Source organism: Antribacter gilvus (assembly GCF_003946865.1).
GTDB classification, from domain to species: Bacteria; Actinomycetota; Actinomycetes; order Actinomycetales; family Cellulomonadaceae; genus Antribacter; species Antribacter gilvus.
Window position 1 is genome coordinate 769,178 of the sequence record NZ_QXTH01000001.1, and the last position, 19,883, is coordinate 789,060.

A 19,883-nucleotide genomic window follows, 5' to 3' on the forward strand; every position below is an offset into this window, starting at 1 on the left:
CCGTCGCCCGGTCCGTCGCCCGCTCCGTCACCGACCGACGCCGGGACCGAGCGTGCCAGGGCCTCGCACAGCGGGCGACACCTCCCGCCAAGCTCTCAGGCGGCCAGGTTCTCCAGCTGGTGACGCAGCCGCTCGGGGTGCGCTCCGGCGTCGGACAGGGCGCGGGCGCCCGGGCCGTTCTCGTCGCGGAGGAGGCCGAGCAGGAGGTGCCTGCTGTCGATGCCGCGGTGCTTGAGGCGGAGCGCCTCGCGGAGCGAGAGCTCGAGCGCCTTCTTGGCGTCCGGGGTGAACGGGATGTGACCCGTGGCCTTGCGCCGGGCCCAGAGGCGCCGCGACGACCCGGCGCGGTCGAGAGAGCCCTCGCCGAAGAGCGCGTCCGTGCGTGCGCGGACGGCGTCCAGGTCGATGCCGAGGGCGGCGAGCGACGTGCCGTCCAGGGGGTCGCCCGCCCGGATCGCGCCGCGGACGCTGGTGCTGACCTCCGCGGGGTCGAGCCCGGCGTCCGTCAGGGCCCCGGCGGCAGGCCCGTCGGACTCGGCGAGCGAGACCAGGAGGTGGCGGCCGTCGATCGACCCGGAGTGCTCCTCGCGCGCGACGTGCTGGGCGTGGACCACGACCTGTCGGGCTTCCTTGGTGAACTTCTCGAACATCAGATCCTCCTGCCGTGCTTCTTGTGGACTGCCTGCTTGCTGACGCCCAGCGCTTCGGCGATCTCCTGCCACGACCAGCCGAGGGACCTGGCCCGCTCCACCTGGAGCGTCTCGAGCCGGTCGGCGAGTTCGCGGAGGGAACGCACGGCGCGCAGGCCGTCGCCGGGATCGTCGCCCGACGCCGCGGTGACGAGGGTGCTCTGTGTCATATCGTCAACTATGGTTGACGCTACGCCAGGTTGTCAACCCTGGTTGACGTGTGACCCCAAGGATGTGACACACGCACGTGACGTGAGCCGCAGGGCGCTCGCTTATGCGGCGTCCCGCCCGCGGGCTACCCTGTACGGGGATGTCTTGATGTCGAGACATCGCTCATGCCGGGCCTCGCCGATCCAGGCGATCGCGGGGCGCATCCCGATGGAAGGACGCAGCAGGGTGGACCTGTTCGAATACCAGGCGCGCGATATCTTCGAGAAGCACGGCGTGCCCGTGCTGGGCGGAGTCGTCGCGACGACGCCCGAGGAAGCTCGTGAGGGCGCCGAGAAGCTGGGCGGCGGGACCGTCGTGGTCAAGGCCCAGGTCAAGACCGGCGGCCGTGGCAAGGCGGGCGGCGTGAAGCTGGCGCACTCGCCCGAGGAGACTGCGCAGAAGGCCGAGGAGATCCTCGGCATGGACATCAAGGGCCACACCGTGCACCGCGTGATGATCGCGCAGGGCGCCAAGATCGCCGAGGAGTACTACTTCTCGGTGCTGCTCGACCGGTCCAACCGCAACTACCTCGCGATGTGCTCCGTCGAGGGCGGCATGGAGATCGAGCAGCTCGCCGTCGAGCGTCCCGAGGCGCTGGCCAAGGTCGCCGTGGACCCGATCGTGGGCATCGACGCCGCGAAGGCCGCCGAGATCGTGGAGACCGCCGGCTTCGCCGAGGAGCTCAAGGCCCCCGTTGCGGCCGTCATCCAGAAGCTCTGGACGGTCTTCAAGGCCGAGGACGCCACCCTGGTCGAGGTGAACCCGCTGGTCCGCACCGAGGACGGGGAGATCGTCGCCCTGGACGGCAAGGTGACGCTGGACGAGAACGCGGCGTTCCGGCACCCGGATCACGAGGCGCTCGAGGACAAGGCCGCGGCGGACCCGCTGGAGGCCAAGGCCAAGGAGAACGACCTCAACTACGTCAAGCTCGACGGCGCGGTCGGCATCATCGGCAACGGCGCGGGTCTGGTCATGTCGACCCTCGACGTGGTCGCCTACGCGGGCGAGAAGCACGGCGGCGTGAAGCCGGCCAACTTCCTCGACATCGGCGGCGGCGCCAACGCGCAGGTCATGGCCGCCGGCCTCGACGTCATCCTCAACGACGAGCAGGTCAAGGCGGTCTTCGTGAACGTCTTCGGCGGCATCACCGCCTGCGACGAGGTCGCCAAGGGCATCGTCGGCGCGCTCGACCTGCTGGGCGACGCGGCCACCAAGCCGCTCGTGGTCCGTCTCGACGGGAACAACGTCGACCTCGGCCGGCAGATCCTGCAGGAGCGCAACCACCCGCTCGTGACCCTTGCCGACACCATGGACGGCGGCGCCGACAAGGCTGCCGAGCTGGCCAACGCCTGATCGCCCGGACGCTGAAAGAGCAGGAAACTCAAGACATGTCGATCTACCTGAACAAGGACTCGAAGATCATCGTCCAGGGCATCACGGGCGGTATGGGTGCCAAGCACACCGCCCTGATGCTCGACTCGGGCGCGACGATCGTGGGCGGCGTCAACGCCCGCAAGGCCGGCACCACGGTCACCCACAAGGACCACGCGGGCAACGGCGTCGAGCTGCCCGTCTTCGGCACGGTCAAGGAGGCCATGGCCGAGACCGGCGCGGACGTCTCCGTCGTCTTCGTGCCGCCGGCCTTCACCAAGGACGCCGCCATCGAGGCCATCGACGCGGGCATCGCCCTGCTCGTGGTCATCACCGAGGGTGTTCCCGTCCAGGACACGGCCGAGGTCTGGGCCTACCTGGAGGGCAAGGAGACCCGGATGATCGGGCCGAACTGCCCCGGCATCATCACCCCGGGCGAGTCCCTGGCCGGCATCACGCCGCACACCATCACGGGCAAGGGCCCCATCGGCCTGGTGTCGAAGTCGGGCACCCTGACCTACCAGATGATGTACGAGCTGCGCGACCTGGGCTTCTCCACCGCCATCGGCATCGGCGGCGACCCGATCGTCGGCACCACGCACATCGACGCCCTCCAGGCCTTCCAGGACGACCCGGAGACGCAGGCGATCGTGATGATCGGCGAGATCGGCGGCGACGCCGAGGAGCGGGCCGCCGCGTACATCAAGGAGCACATCACGAAGCCGGTCGTCGGCTACGTGGCGGGCTTCACCGCGCCGGAGGGCAAGACCATGGGCCACGCCGGCGCCATCGTGTCCGGCTCGGCCGGCACGGCGCAGGCCAAGAAGGAGGCCCTCGAGGCCGTCGGTGTCAAGGTCGGCAAGACGCCGTCCGAGACGGCGTCGCTGATGCGCGAGATCCTCACCTCGCTCTGATCCGTCTCTCCGGGCACCGTTGTGCGTGCCACGTGATCGGCAAAACGTCGCATGATCGGCAGTTCAAGCTGCCGATCATGCGACGTTTTACCGATCACGCCGAGGTGGTCCGGGCCGACACGCCCGGATTGTCGTTCTAGGACGCGCCGGGGCCGGTTGCCCCGGTCCACCCCTCGCCACGGGAGACCATGACCGCGTGAGTGCTCCACCCCGGCTCCGGCCGCCACCCCGTAACGCCCCGCCGGCCCCGGAACCCGAGGCGGCGCCGTTCGCGGACGCGCTGGCCGGGATCCTCGCCGCGGTGCAGGCCCTCGTGCTGACGCTGGCGCTACCCGTCCTCCTCGCGCTCACCGCGTTCCTCGTCGCCACCGGGGCCTCCACCACGGACCCTGGCGGTGCCGCCTCCGCGGGCGGCGACGCCGGCTGGCGCGGCCCCGTCGCCCTGGCCGCGGGACTGTGGCTCCTGGGTCACGGCGTCCCGTTCGCCACGGCCGAGGTCACGTTCACGCTGGTGCCCCTGGGCGCCACCGCCCTCGTCGTCTTCGCCTGCTATGTCGCGGGCAAGCGGCCGCTGCGTCCGTCGGTCGGCTCGTGGGTCGCGGGGGCAGCGGCGTACGGCACCGGGACGACGGCGGTCGCGGCCTTCGCGGGCACCGCGCCCGGGTGGTCGCTCGCCTGGGCGCCCCTGTGCGGGGTGGTCGTGGGCGGTCTCGGGCTCGGGTTGGGGATCCTGGCGCGGCCGGACAGGCCGGAGCTCGCCTGGCTGGGGGCGCGGGCGGAGCGGTTCGCCCCGGCCGTCCTGCGCCTCGGCGCGCGCGCAGGCCTCGTCGCCGCGGCACTCGTCACGGGCGCTGCGGCGCTCCTCGTGACGGCGTGGGCCGTGGCGGGCCGGGCGACGTCGTCGGACATCGTGACGGCGCTCGCGCCCGGGTGGGCCGGCGGGATCGTCCTGGCCGTGGCGCAGCTCGCCCTGCTGCCCGACGTCGTGGCCTGGGCCGCCGCCTGGCTCGCCGGACCCGGCTTCGCCGTGGGGGAGGGCACGCGCTTCGCCGTCTTCGGGACGGAGTCCGGGCCGCTCCCGGCGCTGCCGCTCCTCGGCGCCCTCCCCGGGCCGGACTGGTCGAACGCGGTGTCCGCGTGGTCGCCTGCCGTGGTGGTGGCGTGCGGGGTGGTCGCGGGGATCTTCGCGTGGCAGCGGCTGGAGCCGACCCTGGTGCGCTGGGCCGACGTCGGCTGGGTGCTCGGAGGGCTCACCGGCGCCGTGGGTGCGCTCACGCTCGTGGTCCAGTGGGCGGCGTCCGGCGCCGGCGGCCCCGGCCGGCTCGCGACGGTGGGGGCCGACCCGCTGATCACCGCCGGGCTCGTCGCGGCCGAGGTGGGTGGGGGAGCGGCGGTGGCCATGGTCGGCGCGCGGCTCGACCTCGCCCGGCGCCGTGACGACCTCTCGGCCTGGCTGGCGGACCGCCGCACCCGGTCCGCCGAGGTAGTGGCTCCGTCCGACGAGGCCACTATCTCGGCCGAGGGCTCTGGTCGAGACGGTGCCTTCGTCCTCGCTGAGCCGGGCGACCCGGGGCAGGCGCCCGCGTAGGCTTGGCGCCGTGCAGACGCCGTCCGGTCACCCCGTCGAGTCCACCCCCGCCAAGCGCCTGGTCGTCCTGGTGTCCGGAGGCGGTTCCAACCTCGCCGCCCTGCTCGCGGCGCACGACGACGGCGCCTACGGCGCACGCGTGGTCGGTGTCCTGACCGACAACCCGGCCGCCGGCGCCCTCGAGCTGGCGCGCGACGCGGGGGTCGCGTCCGTCGTCGTCTCCCCGAAGGACTTCGAGGACCGCGCCGCGTGGAACGACGGCGTCGCCGAGGCCGTGGCTGTCTTCCGGCCCGACCTCGTCGTGCTGGCGGGCTTCATGCGCATCCTCGCGCCCTCCTTCGTGCGCCGCTACGAGGGCCGGCTGATCAACACCCACCCCGCGCTGCTGCCCTCGTTCCCGGGTGCGCACGGCGTCCGCGACGCGCTCGCCCACGGCGTGAAGGTCACCGGCTGCACGGTGCACCTGGTGGACGACGGCGTCGACACCGGCCCGATCATCGCCCAGGTGGCGGTGCCCGTCCTCGACGGCGACGACGAGCACGCGCTGCACGAGCGCATCAAGGTGGCCGAGCGGGCGCTGCTGGTGGAGACCGTGGGGCGCGTGGCCCGCGAGGGGCTCTACGTGGTGGGGCGCAAGGTCACGATCGGCTAGCTGTCGCCGTCGGCGTGAACCTGCGGGTCCTGATGGTGCGACATACCGTGGACCCGCCAGCATGCTCAGGTTGCCGGAGGAGAAGCCCGCGATGATGCCCAGCCCGTCGACGCAGGAACAGGCCGAACCCGGGGTCTGGCAGAGGCTGGTCCCGGCCCCGCGAGTCTTCGTCCCGGCGGCCTGTCTCGTCGTCCTCTTCGTCGCCGCGACCGCGATCTTCCCGGTCCAGGTGGGCGACTGGATCGGGGTCGCGAACGACACCGTCGTCGGGGAGCTCGGCTGGTGGTACATCGGGGTCGTCGCGGGCTTCGTCTTCTTCTCGATCTGGGTCGCGGTCTCCCCGATGGGGAGCATCGTGCTCGGCAAGAACGACGACGAGGAGCCCGCGTTCAAGATCCACTCGTGGTTCGCGATGCTCTTCGCGGCAGGCATGGGGATCGGACTCGTCTACTGGGGTGTCGCGGAGCCGCTCAGCCACTTCAGCTCACCGCCCCCCGGTGCGGCGGCCGGGAACCCCGCCGCGGCCGCGCGTTCGGCGATGGACGTGACGTTCCTCCACTGGGGGCTGCACGCGTGGGCGATCTACGTCGTCGTGGGTCTGGCGATCGCCTACTCGGTCCACCGGCGCGGAAACCCGATCTCGCTCCGCTGGGCGCTCGAGCCGCTCCTCGGCGAGCGGATCAAGGGCTTCTGGGGCGACGTGATCGACGTCGTGGCGGTCCTCGGCACCCTCTTCGGCGTCGCGACGTCCCTCGGCCTCGGCGTGAGCCAGGTGGCCGCCGGCCTCGGGTACCTCGGCGTGATCGACGGGCCGACGACCGGGATCCTTGTGGTCCTCATCATCGTGATCAGCGCGATGGCCCTGGTCTCGGTGGTGTCAGGGGTCGAACGCGGCATCAAGTGGCTGTCGAACACGAACATGTTCCTCGCGGGCGGGGTCGTCGTGTTCGTGCTCGTCGTGGGGCCCACCGTCTTCGTCCTGAGCGACTTCCTCACGCAGGTCGGGTCGTACCTGCAGAACTTCTTCAGCCTGACGTTCAACGCTCGCCCGTTCGAGGCGGAGGGCCGAGCGTGGCTCGGGTCGTGGACCACGTTCTACTGGGGCTGGTGGATGAGCTGGGCGCCGTTCGTGGGCGTCTTCATCGCCCGGATCTCCCGCGGCCGCACCATCCGTGAGTTCGTCTTCGGCGTGCTGCTCGTGCCGACCCTCGTGACGTTCCTCTGGTTCTCGGTGCTCGGCGGCACCGCGCTGTACCAGGAGATCTTCGGCGGGGGCGGGCTCGTCGCCGACGACGGCACCGTCGACACGAGCACCGCACTCTTCCAGCTGTTCGACCAGCTTCCCGGGAGCGCGGTCCTCAGCGTGCTCGGCATCGCGGTGATCGTGATCTTCTTCGTGACCAGCTCCGACTCCGGGTCCTTCGTGCTCGGCATGCTCTCGTCGGCCGGCGACCAGCACCCGAGCGTCTGGAACCGGGCGTTCTGGGCCGTCATGTCGGGCGCCGTGGCCGCGGTGCTGCTCGTCGCGGGCACTCTCTCCGCAGGAGCCGACCCGCTCACCGCGCTGCAGACCATGGCGATCCTTCTCGCGCTGCCGTTCAGCGTCGTCATGGTCCTCATGTGCGTCGCGACAGGGCGGCTGCTGCTGGCCGAACAGAAGGTACGGGAGCGCGAACGACGCCGGTGGTTCGCCCAGCAGGTGGTGGAGCACGTGGAGCGGCGCAGGGAGCCTGCGCCGCCCGACGTCAGACCGCCGACCAGCCGCCGTCCGAAGCGATGATCGCGCCGTTGAGGTTCACCGAGTCCTTCGACAGGAGGAAGGTGATGGACGCGGCCAGCTCCTCCGCCATGGCGAGGCTGGGGATGTTGCCCTGGTAGCCGCCGAGGACCGGGGCGCCGTGCGCGGCCTGGCCGGGGACGTGGATCCCGGTGGCCACACCGCCCGGCGCCACCGCGTTGGTCCGGATGCCGCTCTTGGCGTACATCACGGCAGACGACTTCGTCAGGCCGATCACCGCGTGCTTCGACGCGGTGTACGCGACGCCGGCCGCAGAGCCGCGCAGCGCGGCCTCCGAGGCGACGTTGACGATGCGCCCCTCCTTCGCCGCGAGCATGCCGGGCACGACGGCGCGCGTCAGCCGCATGGTCCCCTCGACGTTGACGCGGAGCACGCGCTCCCACATGGCGTCCGAGACCTCGTGGACCGCCGACATGTCGTCCATGATCCCGGCGACGTTCGCCAGCGCGTGCACGCGGACGCCCGCCGCGTGGACGATCCGGGCCACGTCCTCCTCGTTCGAGATGTCGCCCGCGACGGCGACGATCTCGGCCCCCTCGGGGAGGGCGTCGGTGAGCGAGGCGGCGAGCTCGTCGAGCTTGTCCGCCGAGATGTCGGCGGCGATCACCCGGCCGCCCTCGCGCGCGACGCGGGAGGCGACGGCGCGGCCGATGCCGGAGGCGGCGCCCGTCACGACGACGGTCTGGCCGGTGAAGCGGCCCGGCGTGATCTCCTCGGTCCAGCCCCCGGTGGCTGCCGACGCCTCGGCGTCGGCGGCCTCGTCGGGGGCGGCCTCGCGGTAGGCCGCGAGGAGCGCGTCGAGCGCCTCAGCGGGGAACTTTCCTCCGGACAGGGCCACGAGCTGCTGCAGCGGCAGGCTGCGGGCAGGCCCGAGCGAGTCCGGCGTCGCGCCGCCCCGGGCCAGGAGCTCGCCGAGGATCTGCCCGCCGACGGGGTGGTCGAGCCACTCGCCGACGGTCGAGTGAGCGGTCAGTGCCATGGTCTTCTCCTGCGGTCTGTCGGGTTTGCCTAGATCCGGACAACGCTGTCCGGATCTAGGATACCTGGCATGTCTCCTGCCCTCCATGACTCCCGTCTCCGTGACGGTCCCCGCAGCCCCGGCCGCCGGGGCGGGGCGCCCAACCTCGGCCCCCGGGCCGCGGCGGCCAACCGTGCGGCGCTCCTCGAGGCAGCCCGCGAGATCTTCGCCGCCGACGGCGTCAACGCGCCGCTCAGCGCGGTGTCGCGCCGGGCCGGCGTCGGTCAGGGCAGCCTCTACCGGCACTTCCCGGACCGGCTCGCGCTCGTCGTGGCCGTCTTCGAGGAGCAGGTCGAGCTGGTCGAGGCGGCCGCCGAGGAACCCGGCGTCGAGCTCGCCGACCTCCTCGGGCTCGTCACCCGGCACGCCGTGCTGTCGGCAGCGTTCGTCGACCTCGTGAGCGCCCAGGCGCCCGACATGCGCGTCGCCGCCCTCGGACGCCGGGTCGGCACGGCGCTCGCCGGGCACCTGCCTGCGGCGCAGGCCGCGGGCAAGGTCCGTCCGGGCCTCACCCCGGACGACCTGATGCTCGCCGTGTCCATGGTTGCCGCCGCGGTCACCCACGCGCCCGAGGGTGAGCGCGACGCCGTCGCCCTGCGCGCGTGGGAGCTGCTGAGCCTGGAGGTGCGGTTGCCGGAGGGCCCGTAGCCGGTCAGGAGCCGGGTGCCGCCGCGAGCTCGGGGATGGGCTCGTCGAGGAAGTCCTCCGTCGAGGCCAGGTAGCAGGCCGCTACCGAGAAGCCGGGCGACCCCCAGTGCGCCGCGCCCGGCGTCAAGGAACCCACCTCCAGCCGGCCGTCCTCCAGGTGGGCCAGGCCCAGGCGCGCCAGCTCCGCCCGGCACACCTCACGGCCGGCGCGCTGCTGACCGGAGTCGCCCGGGTACTCGGTGTCCGGGAGCGGGACCACGCCGAACACCTCGGCAGCATGGAACCGGTCGCAGGGTCGCAGCGGGACGGACACCGCGGACCCTCCGCCGACGTGCGCCGCCGCCGGGTCGAGGCAGTGCCCGGGCTCGAGGTTGGCGAACGACTCCTCGGCGGCTCGTGCCCAGGGCCCGAGCCATGCCCCCGTGACGGTGTCGCCCTCCCACTCCGTGTCGGCGACACAGACGATGATCCGGTCGCCGTACTGCCACGACTCCTCGGAGGGCGAGTAGAACCAGACGTAGGTCCGCTCCCCGGGGTCCTCCGTCCTCGCCAGCGCCTCGTGCTCGGCGAAGCAGTACCGCTCGGCCATGTGCTCCGTCGCGAGGTCGCCCGGGAACGCGTCGTCGGGCACGGTGGCCTCGGCGAAGACCTCGCTCGAGTGCGGGTCCGCGCACGGCCGGAGGTCGAGCAGCGCCTCGCCCTCCGCGGGGTAGTCGAAGCAGTCGCCCAGGGTCAGCTCGTCGGGATAGACCTGTGCCAGCGGGTCGGCTTCGTCCTCGATCGACGGGGAGAAGTCCTCCGAGTCCAGGACGCCCTCGTTCTCCACGAGCCACGCCGCCCCGGCGACCCCGCCCGCGAGGACCGCCAGGGCCCACACGCTGCCGACCACGACCGCCCACACGCCGAGGGTCCTGGTCCGCCGCGAGTATCGCTCGAGCTCGGCCGCGTCGCCGCGGTCGTGCGCGCTGAGGGCGCGGTCACGGGCGAGGTGCGCGGCGATGCCGAGAGGCCAGCAGACGATCCACGCCGCGACCACCCAGGCGAGGTGCGCGGACGGGCGAGCCGGCCGGGCCGGGTGTCCCGGCGCCCAGGGCCCGTGCATCGGTGCCGCGTAGGGGGAGGCCGACGGCGGGGCGTGCGTCGTGGGGCTCGCCCCGGGCGGGGCGAAGGGCTGCAGGTCGTCGGTCATGGGGCGTCCTCAGTGTGCGGTCCGGTACACCGCATCCCGGCGTTCCCGGGGGATTTCTACCAGATCCGGCACGGCGTGCGTGACGCGTCCGACCCTGGACCCCGGGCGGGCCCGTGGCCGCCGTCGGTAGACTGGCGGCGGTCGCGACTGGCGAGGGTGGGTCACCACCGGGGAGCGACCGGATGGACCTGCTGGTGCGTCGTCCGCCTGGGCGCCTGGGTGTCGATGACGTCCCGTCCCCGATTCCAGGAGGAACCACCGTGTCCGGTGCCCCGTCCGCTCCCGACGTGCAGCTCGCAGACGACGCCCAGCGTCCCGTCCGTCGCGCCCTGCTGAGCGTCTACGACAAGTCCGGCCTGGTCGAGCTGGCCACCGCCCTGCACGACACCGGCGTCGAGCTCGTCTCCACCGGCTCCACCGCGAGCACCATCGCCGACGCCGGTGTCCCCGTGACCCGCGTCGAGGACCTGACCGGCTTCCCCGAGTGCCTCGAGGGTCGCGTCAAGACGCTGCACCCCCGCGTCCACGCGGGGATCCTCGCCGACTCCCGCAAGGCCGACCACCTCGCCCAGCTCGCCGACCTCGAGATCGAGCCCTTCGAGCTCGTCGTCGTGAACCTCTACCCCTTCACCGAGACCGTCGCGAGCGGCGCCGGCCCGGACGCCGTCGTCGAGCAGATCGACATCGGTGGGCCCTCCATGGTGCGTGCCGCGGCGAAGAACCACCCGAGCGTCGCCGTGGTGGTGGACCCGGACGCCTACTCCGCCGTGGTCGACGCCGTCCGCGCCGGCGGCTTCACCTACGCGCAGCGCAAGGCGCTCGCCGCGCAGGCGTTCGTGCACACCGCCACCTACGACGTGGCCGTCGCGTCCTGGATGGGGTCCGTCGTGGCGCCGTCGGACGAGGTCGTCGTGGACGGCGAGGTCCAGCACTCCGGCTTCCCCGCCTGGGTGGGCGGCACCTGGGTCCGCGCGGACGTGCTCCGCTACGGCGAGAACCCGCACCAGAAGGCGGCCCTCTACACGCGGGGCGACGGCGTCACAGGGCTCGCCCAGGCGCAGCAGCTGCACGGAAAGGCGATGAGCTACAACAACTACGTGGATGCTGACGCTGCGTGGCGTGCCGCCTGGGACCACCCCGAGCCCGCCGTCGCGATCATCAAGCACGCCAACCCGTGCGGCATCGCGGTGGGCGACGACGTGGCGCAGGCGCACGCCCGCGCGCACGCGACCGACCCGGTGTCCGCCTACGGCGGCGTCATCGCGACGAACCGCCCGGTGACGAAGGGAGCCGCCGAGCAGATCGCACCGGTGTTCACCGAGGTGGTCGTGGCGCCGTCGTTCGAGCCGGAGGCGCTGGAGGTTCTCCAGGCCAAGAAGAACCTCCGGCTGCTCGTCGTCGAGGGCGAGCCGTCCGCCCAGGTCGAGAGCCGGCCGGTCTCGGGCGGTCTGCTGCTCCAGCAGGTCGACCGGTTCCAGGCCGCGGGGGACGACCCGGCGTCGTGGACCCTGGCAGCCGGCGACGCTGCCGACGAGGCCACGCTGGCCGACCTCGTGTTCGCCTGGCGGGCCGTGCGTGCTGCCAAGTCGAACGCGATCCTGCTGGCCCGTGACGGTGCGGCCGTCGGCGTCGGCATGGGCCAGGTCAACCGGGTCGACTCGTGCCGCCTCGCGGTGGAACGCGCGAACACGCTCGCCGAGGGCGACGAGCGTGCCCGGGGCGCGGTGGCCGCGTCGGACGCGTTCTTCCCCTTCGCGGACGGCCTCCAGGTCCTGCTCGACGCCGGCGTGAAGGCCGTCGTGCAGCCCGGCGGCTCGATCCGTGACGAGGAGGTCGTGGCCGCGGCCCAGGCCGCCGGCATCACGATGTACCTCACGGGTACGCGCCACTTCGCGCACTGACGCCCGGCCTCCGGCCCGCCGGGACAGGGGCCGACCCGACCCTGTCCCGGCGGAGCGGAGCGCCTCAGCCCTGGATCACGTGCGGGACGAAGCGCGCCCCCGCGTCCGTGACCGGCCCGTCCGACTCCCGGAACCCGCACCCGGCCGCCCTGCCCACGCCGCCGGCGTCGGCCACGACCCAGGACCCGAGCACCACGTGCCTGCCGCCGAACCGGGGCAGCTCGTCGGCCTCCTGGTACACGACCAGGCCCTCGAGCGTGGGCGGGGTGTACGGCGCCTGCGGGCCCGGGAGGTCGGCCGGCCGGGGGAGGTGCTGCCCGGGCGGCGGACCCCAGGCGGGGGTCGGCGGAACCGTCCGCCGGTCGCTGAACGTCACGCCCGCGCCCTCGCGGCCCATGAGCGGCTTCGTCACCCACCGGTCCAGGTCGCGCGGCCCGTCGAGGTAGGCGGGGAGCAGGTTCGGGTGGCCGGGGTGGAGCTCCCACAGGACGGCGAGCAGCGCCTTGTTGGACAGCACCACCTTCCACAAGGGCTCCACCCAGCGGGTCGGCGTCGCCGGGTCGAGTGCCAGCCGCCCGTACGGCTCTTCGAGCATCCACTCCCACGGGTAGAGCTTGAAGCACAGGTCCACGGGTTCGTCGCCGTCGTCGACGAAGCGCCGACCGTCCCAGCCCAGGAGGTGCAGCGGGACGATCCGGACGTCGAGTCCGGCCTCCACGGCGGTCTCCGCGTGGTACGAGGTGTTCATGAGGTCCTCGCCGTGGTTGTCGTCCGCCCAGGCGAAGTGGACAGGGCCGACGCCGGACGCCGTCCCGACGGCACGCCACCGCTCGACGAGCCGTTCGTGCAGGCTGTTCCACTGGTCCAGGTGGGGATGGGTGTCCTGGAGCCAGTACCACTGCACGATCGCCGCCTCCACGAGTGACGTCGGGGTGTCGGCGTTGTACTCCAGGAGCTTTGCGGGGCGCACGCCGTCGTAGCGGAGGTCGAACCGGCCCACGAGCGACGGCTCGTCCCGGTCGAAGGAGGCGACGACGGCGTCGTGCGCCCACTCCGGCACCCCGAGCTCCGCCAGGCGACCCTGCCGCACCACGTGGCGTGCCGCTCTCAGGCACAGGTCGTGGAGCTCCTCGGTGACCTCCTCCAGGGCCTCGACCTCGGCGAGCGTCAGCGTGTAGCAGGCCGACTCGTCCCAGCAGGGGCCGGGAGAGCCCGGCGACTCGACGTAGACGAGACCCTGCTGGGCGACGACGTCGCGCCAGCCGGTGCGCGGCACCGACAGGTCGCGGCGCATCAGCTCCCGCCGCCGCTGCGGAACCCGAAACCGCCACGGCTCGGGACGTCGAACGACCCGCCCGACACCGTGTCGCCGATGGTGGGTACCGTGCTGCCCGACGGCACGTAGTACCAGCGGGCGCCTCCCCCGCCGCCGCCCCCGCCGCCCCCGCCGCCGGCCGAGGTGCTGTCGTCGCCGTCGTCTGCGCAGGCCGACTGGATGACCCGGCGGCCCTGCGAGTCCACGCAGTAGCGGTCGTGGGCCCCGCCGGAGCCGGAGCAGGCGTAGAGGACGGCCACCAGGCCCAGGACCCCGGCCGTGCCGTAGGCGACGGGCTTGACGCCCGCCTTGCGGCCGCCGACGGCGGGAGTGTGCTTGGCCACGAGCCCGGGAATCGGCTCATTCGGGGCACGGCGGGACATCTATCTCCTCATCGTCAGTGTGACGGGAGACTACAACGGCAGCATCCGGCCCACGACGTGCCGCCGCACGACCACGAAGACATGGACCGCCAGCGCGGCGAAGAAGCAGAGGTGGGCCGCGACGTGGAGCGGGACCAGGTCGTCGGTCCCGACGACGAGCGCGATGCCCGTCGCGGGGACCACGATCAGCAGGCCGAGCAGCACCGGCTCCACGACGTGGAGCACGCGGCGGTCGGCGTCGGTGAGCCGGGGGTCCCAGGGCGGCAGCGGCGTCGTCCGGCGCCAGACGATCCGCGTCGCGCCGACGGCGATGATCGAGAGCCCGAGGAGCACGTGCCACTCGGGCAAGGTGAGGCCGTCGCCGAGGGCGTCTCCCGACCACAGGTCGGACCAGGCGGTGCCGACCGCGTCGTCGGCCTCGTCCTCGCGGCGGTCCTGTGCCGCCTCGCACCGGTCCTCCAGGAGGTCCAGCTGCTCGTCCTCGGCGTCGGAGGTGTCGCCGCCGCTCCGGTCCTCGCCCGCTGGGTCGCACGCGACGTCAGGTACGTCGGTGTCGGTCTCCATGGTGTAACCCACGGTGAACTGGGCGGCGAGGAGGGCGACGGTCAGCCAGTGCAGGAGCTTGGTGACGGCGCCGTAGCCGTGCTCGCCGTTACGGAGCCTCATGTGGGGGGCTTCATGGCCGGGGACCTCACAGGGCAGCGTCCTTCAGCCGGACCGTCGGGTCGAGCGCCTTGTCGAGATCGATCTCGAGCGGGGCGTCGCGGTTCATGAGCTTGCGCACCGCCGCGACCTCGCGCGGCGAGTCCACCAGCAGGACGGCGCGCACCGTGGCGATCCGGTGGCCCTCCGGCGTGGTCCGGCGGTGCCGGTCCAGCGCGCTCTCGAGGTAGAGCGCCGCCCAGGGGGTCGTGCCTCGGGCGCCCGGTGCGCCGTCGCGCAGTGCCACCTCGTCGAACGGCGAGGGGACGCCGAAGAGCGCCAGGTCGTGGCCGAGCTGCTTCGAGAACACGTACGGCGCGTGCAGCGGCACGGGCTCCAGGCCCAGCCGCGACCTGACGTGCTGGGGCTCTGCGGCGCGGACGTCGATACCGAGCAGCGCACGGACCGTCAGGTCCGGGTCCTGGAGAGCGGCCGACCAGTGCCCGCCGGGCACGGGCCCGAAGACCGGGTGCTCGCGGGTCGCCGCGTCGCCCACCGCCCACACGCGGCGGAGCGCGTCGATGTGCAGCCGCCCTGCGGACTCCCGCGGTGACGCCATCCCCATCAGGCGTCCGGCACGGTTCACGCGGAGGCCACCCCGGGCATCGAGCGGGAGCGTGCCACGTAACCAGTCCGATGCCGGCCGCGCCCCCACCGCAGCGAGCACCACGTCGGCGGCGAGCTCCCGGCCGTCGGCCAGCGAGACCAGGACGTCGCCACCCGGCCCGCGCTGCACCGTGCTCACGGGGACGCCCGTGACCAGGGTGACGCCGGCGGCGTCGTACCAGGCGGCCAGACGGGAGCCGACGAAGCTCCCGAGCTGTCGCTCGAGGGGTGTGGACGCGGCCTCGACCACCGTCACCTCGGCGCCCGCGCCGGCAGCGACACCCGCGACCTCGGCGCCGATCCAGCCCGCCCCCACAATGACGAGGCGCAGGCCCGGTGCCAGCACGGTGCGCAGGGCCGCGGCGTCCGCGGCAGTGTGCAGCACCGACGCCGCCTCCCAGCCGGGAGGGAGCACGGGCTCGGAGCCGTAGGCCAGCACGACGGCCCCGGCGGTGACCCGGCTGCCGGACGCCGTCTCCACGGTCACCTCTTCCCGGCCCGGCTCCAGCCGCACAGCCGGGTCGGCGAGCCGGAGGTCGTCGACGAGGGACCCGACGTCGACCGCGAGGTCCTCGGCGAGCCACAACGGCTCCGTCCGGGTGAGCAGCTCCTTGGAGAGCGGGGGCCGGTCGTAGGGCGGCAGCCCCTCGGCGCCCAGAAGGGTGACGGGGCCGGGATAGCCGTGCCGTCGCAGGGCCGCCACGCTCTGCAGGCCCGCGAGACCCGCGCCCACCACGACCACGCCATCCGAAGGATCGTCCCGGACATGTCGGGTTCGCGTGGGCATGGACCTCACGGTAGCGCGCCTGCGGGTACCTGTTGCGATCCGGTATCGGCAGGTCCCGTTCATGAGGTCGTGACGTTTCGGCGGTAGGCTCTCAGTGTGGAACTCAGCGCGATGCGCACCGACGACCGTACCGAGAGCGCCTCCGGTGCCACGTCCACGCTGCTCGCGCCGACCTGGCGCCGGGTGGACGGGCAGGAGGCCCCGGCCGGGAGCGCGGTGCGGCCGGACGGACCCGACGACGCGCCCCGTGAGGACGCGGAACCGGCCCCGGCCGGGCCTGTCGCGCAGCGCAGCAACCTCGCGATCTGGCTGGTCCTGGCCGCTGTGGGCATCTCCGTCCTGCTGGGCGTGGTGGCCGACGCGCGGGTCGGCGTCCTGGGGATCAGCGCCACCCTCGCCGCCGGCGGTGCTATCCGTGCCGTCGCCCGGACCGCTCCGGTCGGACTGGCCGTACGCAGCCGGAGCGTGGACGTCTTCATGTTCTGGACGCTGGCCGTGGTGATCGCCGTGCTCGGCGTCGTCGCGCCCGACGTCTGAGCCAGCCCGCCGTAGGGTGCGGCCCGCCGTAGCGGGCCGCCGTAGGGGGCGGGCCGCCGTAGCGGGCCGGCCCCGCGGCCCTCAGCGGCCGACACCCTCCTGGCTCCGGCGCACGTCCTGCTCCGACTCCACGACGCAGGCCACCCGGCGGTCGCCGGTGGCCCAGCTCTCCTCCGACGGCACGATCGGCCAGTAGAGGAGCGACGACGTGCCGTAGGCCGCGCCCACGAAGGCCTCGAACTCCGGCAGGCAGTACTCGTGCGCGGCGTTCGAGAGGGTCTCCGGCGACGGCGCCCTCCCGCTCGTGCCGAGCCGGTCGTCCACCGTCGTCTCGGCGAAGACCTCGGCCCCGTGAGCCGTGGTGCACGGCACCACCCGCACCGTGTAGAGCACCGTGGCGTCCTCGATGCCGTCGGTGTCGAAGCAGTCGCCCACCTCGAGGTCCGGGATCTTGGTGCCCTCCGGGTCGACCGGGCCGACGGAGCCCGTGCCGTCCGCCGGTGCGTCGCCGTCCCCGAGGCCGCCGATGCCGGTGGGGTCGTCGAGGCCCGTGCCTTGCCCGGGGCGGCCGGTGCTGGTGCCGCCGGTGCCGCCCGTCGGGTTGCCCGCGCTCTCCGGGAGCGGGTCCGCGGAGGAGGGAGTGCTCGGCGGGTAGCCGGTGATCGCCCGGAGGAGCCCTGCCGGTACGTAGCCCTCGGCGCGAGCCGCCATCGCGGGCGTGACGTAGGTGGGGGCGAGCGCCACGGCCAGCACCAGGGCGAGGATCGTGAAACCGCCCACGCAGACGCCGCCGAGCGACAGGTCGAGCGTGCGGAGCGACTGCTTGCGGGCTTCCTCGTGGCGACCTGCGCCGTTCGCCTCGGACGCCCGCACCGACGACCGGAGCGCTGGGATGGCGAGGGGCCAGAAGAGGAGGAATGCCGCCACTACCCAGCCGGTCCGCGGCGAGACAGGTGCGTTGGCGTGGTGCTCCGGCTCTGACTGGAGGTCCGGCTCGTCGGCATCTCCGGGCGGCTCGCTCTCGGCGTCGCCGGAGGACTTGCTCTCGGCCTCGCCGGACGGGTCGCTCTCGGCCTCTCCGGTGGAGTCCGACTCGTCGACCGCTTTCTCGGCCGCTTCGTCAGCTGCCTTCTCCGCGGGGTCGTCGCCGGCGTCCGTCGGGTCCTCCGGCTGGTCGGCCAGGTTCTCCGGCTGGTCGGCCGTGTCCGCCGGCTGGTCGGCCGTGTCGACCGCTTCGACCGTGTCGTCCGCCGTCGCGTCGTCTGGGCGCTTGCGCTTCCGGATGGCCATGGGGCGCGATCGTAGCGGGTCCGGCTGTGCTGACCTGCAGCCGGACCCGCTGCGAGATCAGTACGCGGCGCCCTTGAGGGTGCCCGTCACCACGTCACCGTCGTAGCTCTCGATGATGCACGTGATGTTGTGGTTGCCGGCCGCCCAGGCCTCCTCGGAGGGCATCTCCGACCAGTACTCCAGCGCCGACTCGAGGTAGGCGATGCCGGCGAACTCGTCGAACGCCGGGGCGCACAGCTCGTACTCGGCGAGGAAGGCCTCGTCCGTGGTGGGGTAGGTGTCCTGTGTGAGGGGCAGCTGCGCGTAGACCTCGGCGCCGTGCGGGATCTCGCACGGGACGACGTGGAGAGTGTCCTCGCCTCCGGTCATGCTGGTGCTGAGCAGGCACTGACCGACGGTGAGGTCCGACGGGCTGGTCTCGACGGCCTCCGCCGGCAGCTCGGTCGACGGGTCGCCCTCGACCAGGCCCTCGGTGATCTCCTCGAGCGGGGTGCCCGACTCGGAGCTGGACAGCCCGTCCTCGAGGTTCTGCATGTTCGCCAGGAAGAGCCCGGCCAGCGCGACCCACATGATGACGTAGAGCACGATCATCGCCGCGGCCACGATGATCGCGACGATCCCGCGCTTCTTGGCCGACGCGGCCTCGGTGGCGGCTGTCTGCAGGTCGCCGGCGCCGATGGCGCGCGAGGCCCGCAGCGACGGGAAGAGGGCGGCGATGCCCATCGGCCAGAACAGCAGGAACCCCGCGATGACCCAGCCGCGCGAGTCGCTGGGCTCTGCCGGGCCGCCCGGGTAGGGCGTGCCGACGACGCCGGTGGTGGTTCCCGGGGTGCCGCCGTAGGGCGTGGGCTCGTACGCACCGGGGGCCGTGGCCGCGGGGTACGCGCCGGGGGCTGCCGCCGCCGGGTACGCACCGGGTGCGGTGGCCGCCGGATACGTCGACGACGGCTCGTAGCCGATCTTCTGGGTGACCTGCTCGCCGGGCTTCTCGGGCTCTGGGGTACGGGACGGCGGGGCGAACGGATCCGACATGACAGGCCTCTTCGGTCAAAGGGTGGGGACTGCGCGTTCCTCGGTCCCCGCACCTTGTGCCGGGTGTCACACGCTGCCACATGTATAACAGCAGCCGCCGACACGGTCCCCGCGAAGCGATGGGGAGAAGTACACACGGCCCCGGCAGGACGAGGTCCGGCCGGGGCCGTGGTGCGGGAGCGCTGGGAGGGCTCCCGGTCGATGCTGCGGGTCGGCGAGCGGCCGGCCTCGAGAGGTCAGGCCTTGTCGCCCTTGGCCTCGGTGGTCGCAGCGGTGTCAGCGGTGTCGGTGTCGGACGAGCCGGCCTCCGGCGTCGCCTCGTTCGTCTCGGTCGTGGTCTCGACGGCGGACTCGTCGAGCGCGGTCTCCTCGACCTCGTCGGCCTCGACGTCCGTCCCGACGAGCTCCGGCTCGTCCTCGCCCCCGAAGGCGCGGACGAAGAGCGCGGCGAGCGCGGCACCGATCAGCGGTGCGACCCAGAAGAGCCAGAGCTGGCCGCTGACGCCCCAGGAGTTCACGCCGTCGGCGAAGGACCAGTCCATCGCGAGGATCGCGGAGGCCGTGGAACGGGCGGGGTTCATGGCACCGTTGGACACCGGCCACGACACGATCAGGAGGGCGGCGAGCGTGCCGCCGATGACGGCGGCGGACGGCGCGGTGCTCCGGCGCGAGATGGCGAGGATGACTCCCACGAACACGGCGCTCATGACGATCTCGACGAGCAGGGCGGGCACCAGGTCGAACTGGACCTGTCCCTGGGTGCTCGTGTACATCGGCGAGTTGATGCCGAAACCGTTGGCGGTGGCGGCGAAGACGCCGAAGGTGTCGTCCTTCTGGAGACCGGCGACCAGGGAGGTCGGGATGGTCGCGAGGAGGATCGCCCCGGCGGCCATCGCGCCGACCAGCTGAGCGGCCATGTAGGGCAGCACGTCTGCCCAGGAGAAGCGGCCGGCGACGGCGGCGCCGAACGACACGGCGGGGTTGAAGTGCCCGCCGGACACGTGCCCCACGGTCGAGATGGCGGCGAACAGCGCGAGGCCACCTGCCAGCGCGACCGTGAGGATCATGTTGTTGTTGAAGATGTTGTACAGGGCCGTCCCGACGATGCCGAGCACCAGCAGGAAGGTGCCGAAGGCCTCGGCGGCGAGGCGGTTCAGGAGCGGGTGGACGCGCTCGGTGCCCGTCTCGGTGACGCCGCGGTACGCGGCGGTGTCCTGGGACATGAAGACTGTTTCCTTTCGGGGGCCGGCACC

General features: G+C 73.0%; 19 protein-coding genes and 1 riboswitch. Of the genes, 8 read left to right on the plus strand and 11 right to left on the minus strand.

The features are described from left to right. Positions 1 to 95 precede the first annotated feature (95 nt). The gene (locus D1350_RS03355; protein ID WP_125773774.1) at positions 96 to 650 is read right to left on the minus strand and encodes a Clp protease N-terminal domain-containing protein; all 555 of its coding nucleotides are present in this window, start codon (positions 648 to 650) and stop codon (positions 96 to 98) included. Beyond that, positions 650 to 859: an RNA polymerase subunit sigma-70 gene (locus D1350_RS03360; protein WP_125773776.1), complete on the minus strand. Its 210-nt coding sequence runs from the start codon at positions 857 to 859 to the stop codon at positions 650 to 652. Before D1350_RS03360 ends, D1350_RS03355 begins: the two co-directional genes overlap by 1 nt. Positions 860 to 1,085: 226 nt before the next feature. Between D1350_RS03360 and sucC the strand changes: the two genes are divergently transcribed. From sucC to D1350_RS03385, 5 genes are all read left to right on the plus strand, one after another. Next, positions 1,086 to 2,252: an ADP-forming succinate--CoA ligase subunit beta gene (sucC, locus tag D1350_RS03365; protein WP_125773778.1), complete on the plus strand. Its 1,167-nt coding sequence runs from the start codon at positions 1,086 to 1,088 to the stop codon at positions 2,250 to 2,252. A 35-nt stretch (positions 2,253 to 2,287) separates the two neighbouring features. Then, complete coding sequence (gene sucD / locus D1350_RS03370; RefSeq protein WP_125773780.1) at positions 2,288 to 3,184, plus strand: succinate--CoA ligase subunit alpha; 897 nt, start codon at positions 2,288 to 2,290, stop codon at positions 3,182 to 3,184. Between the two features lie 196 nt (positions 3,185 to 3,380). After that, positions 3,381 to 4,772, plus strand: coding sequence for a cell division protein PerM (locus D1350_RS03375; protein WP_125773782.1), 1,392 nt, complete (start codon positions 3,381 to 3,383; stop codon positions 4,770 to 4,772). A gap of 10 nt (positions 4,773 to 4,782) precedes the next feature. Next, a complete protein-coding gene (gene purN / locus D1350_RS03380; protein WP_125773784.1) occupies positions 4,783 to 5,424 on the plus strand; it encodes a phosphoribosylglycinamide formyltransferase in 642 nt (213 codons plus the stop codon). A gap of 61 nt (positions 5,425 to 5,485) precedes the next feature. Further along, positions 5,486 to 7,204, plus strand: coding sequence for a BCCT family transporter (locus D1350_RS03385; protein ID WP_125773786.1), 1,719 nt, complete (start codon positions 5,486 to 5,488; stop codon positions 7,202 to 7,204). Here D1350_RS03385 and D1350_RS03390 read toward each other — a convergent pair. Further along, entirely contained in the window at positions 7,170 to 8,201 is a 1,032-nt protein-coding gene (locus D1350_RS03390) for an SDR family NAD(P)-dependent oxidoreductase (RefSeq protein WP_125773788.1), read from the minus strand. The genes D1350_RS03385 and D1350_RS03390 overlap by 35 nt on opposite strands. Positions 8,202 to 8,270: 69 nt before the next feature. Here D1350_RS03390 and D1350_RS03395 point away from each other — a divergent pair, with 69 nt between their 5' ends. Next, positions 8,271 to 8,888 carry a TetR/AcrR family transcriptional regulator gene (locus D1350_RS03395; RefSeq protein WP_125773790.1) on the plus strand — a complete coding sequence of 206 codons (618 nt, stop codon included), beginning with the start codon at positions 8,271 to 8,273 and terminating at the stop codon, positions 8,886 to 8,888. A 4-nt stretch (positions 8,889 to 8,892) separates the two neighbouring features. Here D1350_RS03395 and D1350_RS03400 read toward each other — a convergent pair whose 3' ends face one another. Then, positions 8,893 to 10,077, minus strand: a complete 1,185-nt coding sequence (locus D1350_RS03400; protein WP_125773792.1) for a septum formation family protein — start codon at positions 10,075 to 10,077, stop codon at positions 8,893 to 8,895. A gap of 133 nt (positions 10,078 to 10,210) precedes the next feature. Beyond that, a riboswitch (ZMP/ZTP riboswitch) is annotated at positions 10,211 to 10,297 on the plus strand. 40 nt (positions 10,298 to 10,337) lie between these two features. On the opposite strand from D1350_RS03400, the gene purH reads away from it, so the two are divergent. After that, positions 10,338 to 11,978: a bifunctional phosphoribosylaminoimidazolecarboxamide formyltransferase/IMP cyclohydrolase gene (gene purH / locus D1350_RS03405; protein WP_240643838.1), complete on the plus strand. Its 1,641-nt coding sequence runs from the start codon at positions 10,338 to 10,340 to the stop codon at positions 11,976 to 11,978. A gap of 64 nt (positions 11,979 to 12,042) precedes the next feature. Here purH and D1350_RS03410 read toward each other — a convergent pair whose 3' ends face one another. From D1350_RS03410 to D1350_RS03425, 4 genes are read right to left on the minus strand one after another with little or no spacing between them, the layout of a single operon-like run. After that, positions 12,043 to 13,272, minus strand: a complete 1,230-nt coding sequence (locus D1350_RS03410; protein ID WP_125773796.1) for a glutathionylspermidine synthase family protein — start codon at positions 13,270 to 13,272, stop codon at positions 12,043 to 12,045. Continuing rightward, complete coding sequence (locus tag D1350_RS03415; protein ID WP_125773798.1) at positions 13,272 to 13,676, minus strand: hypothetical protein; 405 nt, start codon at positions 13,674 to 13,676, stop codon at positions 13,272 to 13,274. Before D1350_RS03415 ends, D1350_RS03410 begins: the two co-directional genes overlap by 1 nt. 30 nt (positions 13,677 to 13,706) lie before the next feature. Beyond that, the gene (locus tag D1350_RS03420; protein ID WP_125773800.1) at positions 13,707 to 14,342 is read right to left on the minus strand and encodes a cytochrome b; all 636 of its coding nucleotides are present in this window, start codon (positions 14,340 to 14,342) and stop codon (positions 13,707 to 13,709) included. Positions 14,343 to 14,367: 25 nt separating this feature from the next. Beyond that, the gene (locus D1350_RS03425) at positions 14,368 to 15,771 is read right to left on the minus strand and encodes an NAD(P)/FAD-dependent oxidoreductase (RefSeq protein WP_125773802.1); all 1,404 of its coding nucleotides are present in this window, start codon (positions 15,769 to 15,771) and stop codon (positions 14,368 to 14,370) included. A gap of 96 nt (positions 15,772 to 15,867) precedes the next feature. Between D1350_RS03425 and D1350_RS03430 the strand changes: the two genes are divergently transcribed. Further along, a complete protein-coding gene (locus tag D1350_RS03430) occupies positions 15,868 to 16,308 on the plus strand; it encodes a DUF3017 domain-containing protein (protein ID WP_125773804.1) in 441 nt (146 codons plus the stop codon). 81 nt (positions 16,309 to 16,389) lie between these two features. Here the strand turns inward: D1350_RS03430 and D1350_RS03435 are convergent, their stop codons facing one another. The 3 genes from D1350_RS03435 to D1350_RS03445 all read right to left on the minus strand — a co-directional run bounded on the left by D1350_RS03435 (position 16,390) and on the right by D1350_RS03445 (position 19,853). After that, entirely contained in the window at positions 16,390 to 17,598 is a 1,209-nt protein-coding gene (locus D1350_RS03435) for a septum formation family protein (RefSeq protein ID WP_125773806.1), read from the minus strand. Between the two features lie 57 nt (positions 17,599 to 17,655). Further along, a complete protein-coding gene (locus tag D1350_RS03440; RefSeq protein ID WP_125773808.1) occupies positions 17,656 to 18,630 on the minus strand; it encodes a CD225/dispanin family protein in 975 nt (324 codons plus the stop codon). Positions 18,631 to 18,866: 236 nt separating this feature from the next. Next, positions 18,867 to 19,853 (minus strand): MIP/aquaporin family protein, encoded by a 987-nt coding sequence (locus D1350_RS03445; RefSeq protein WP_125773810.1) that lies wholly within the window; start codon positions 19,851 to 19,853, stop codon positions 18,867 to 18,869. Positions 19,854 to 19,883: the final 30 nt, after the last annotated feature.

Coding starts and splice junctions, on each gene's coding strand:
- D1350_RS03355 (WP_125773774.1), bottom strand. CDS start 650: ATGTTCGAGAAGTTCACCAAGGAAGCCCGACAGGTCGTGGTCCACGCC.
- D1350_RS03360 (WP_125773776.1), bottom strand. CDS start 859: ATGACACAGAGCACCCTCGTCACCGCGGCGTCGGGCGACGATCCCGGC.
- sucD (WP_125773780.1), top strand. CDS start 2,288: ATGTCGATCTACCTGAACAAGGACTCGAAGATCATCGTCCAGGGCATC.
- D1350_RS03385 (WP_125773786.1), top strand. CDS start 5,486: ATGCTCAGGTTGCCGGAGGAGAAGCCCGCGATGATGCCCAGCCCGTCG.
- D1350_RS03390 (WP_125773788.1), bottom strand. CDS start 8,201: ATGGCACTGACCGCTCACTCGACCGTCGGCGAGTGGCTCGACCACCCC.
- D1350_RS03395 (WP_125773790.1), top strand. CDS start 8,271: ATGTCTCCTGCCCTCCATGACTCCCGTCTCCGTGACGGTCCCCGCAGC.
- D1350_RS03400 (WP_125773792.1), bottom strand. CDS start 10,077: ATGACCGACGACCTGCAGCCCTTCGCCCCGCCCGGGGCGAGCCCCACG.
- D1350_RS03410 (WP_125773796.1), bottom strand. CDS start 13,272: ATGCGCCGCGACCTGTCGGTGCCGCGCACCGGCTGGCGCGACGTCGTC.
- D1350_RS03415 (WP_125773798.1), bottom strand. CDS start 13,676: ATGTCCCGCCGTGCCCCGAATGAGCCGATTCCCGGGCTCGTGGCCAAG.
- D1350_RS03420 (WP_125773800.1), bottom strand. CDS start 14,342: ATGAGGCTCCGTAACGGCGAGCACGGCTACGGCGCCGTCACCAAGCTC.
- D1350_RS03425 (WP_125773802.1), bottom strand. CDS start 15,771: ATGCCCACGCGAACCCGACATGTCCGGGACGATCCTTCGGATGGCGTG.
- D1350_RS03435 (WP_125773806.1), bottom strand. CDS start 17,598: ATGGCCATCCGGAAGCGCAAGCGCCCAGACGACGCGACGGCGGACGAC.
- D1350_RS03440 (WP_125773808.1), bottom strand. CDS start 18,630: ATGTCGGATCCGTTCGCCCCGCCGTCCCGTACCCCAGAGCCCGAGAAG.
- D1350_RS03445 (WP_125773810.1), bottom strand. CDS start 19,853: ATGTCCCAGGACACCGCCGCGTACCGCGGCGTCACCGAGACGGGCACC.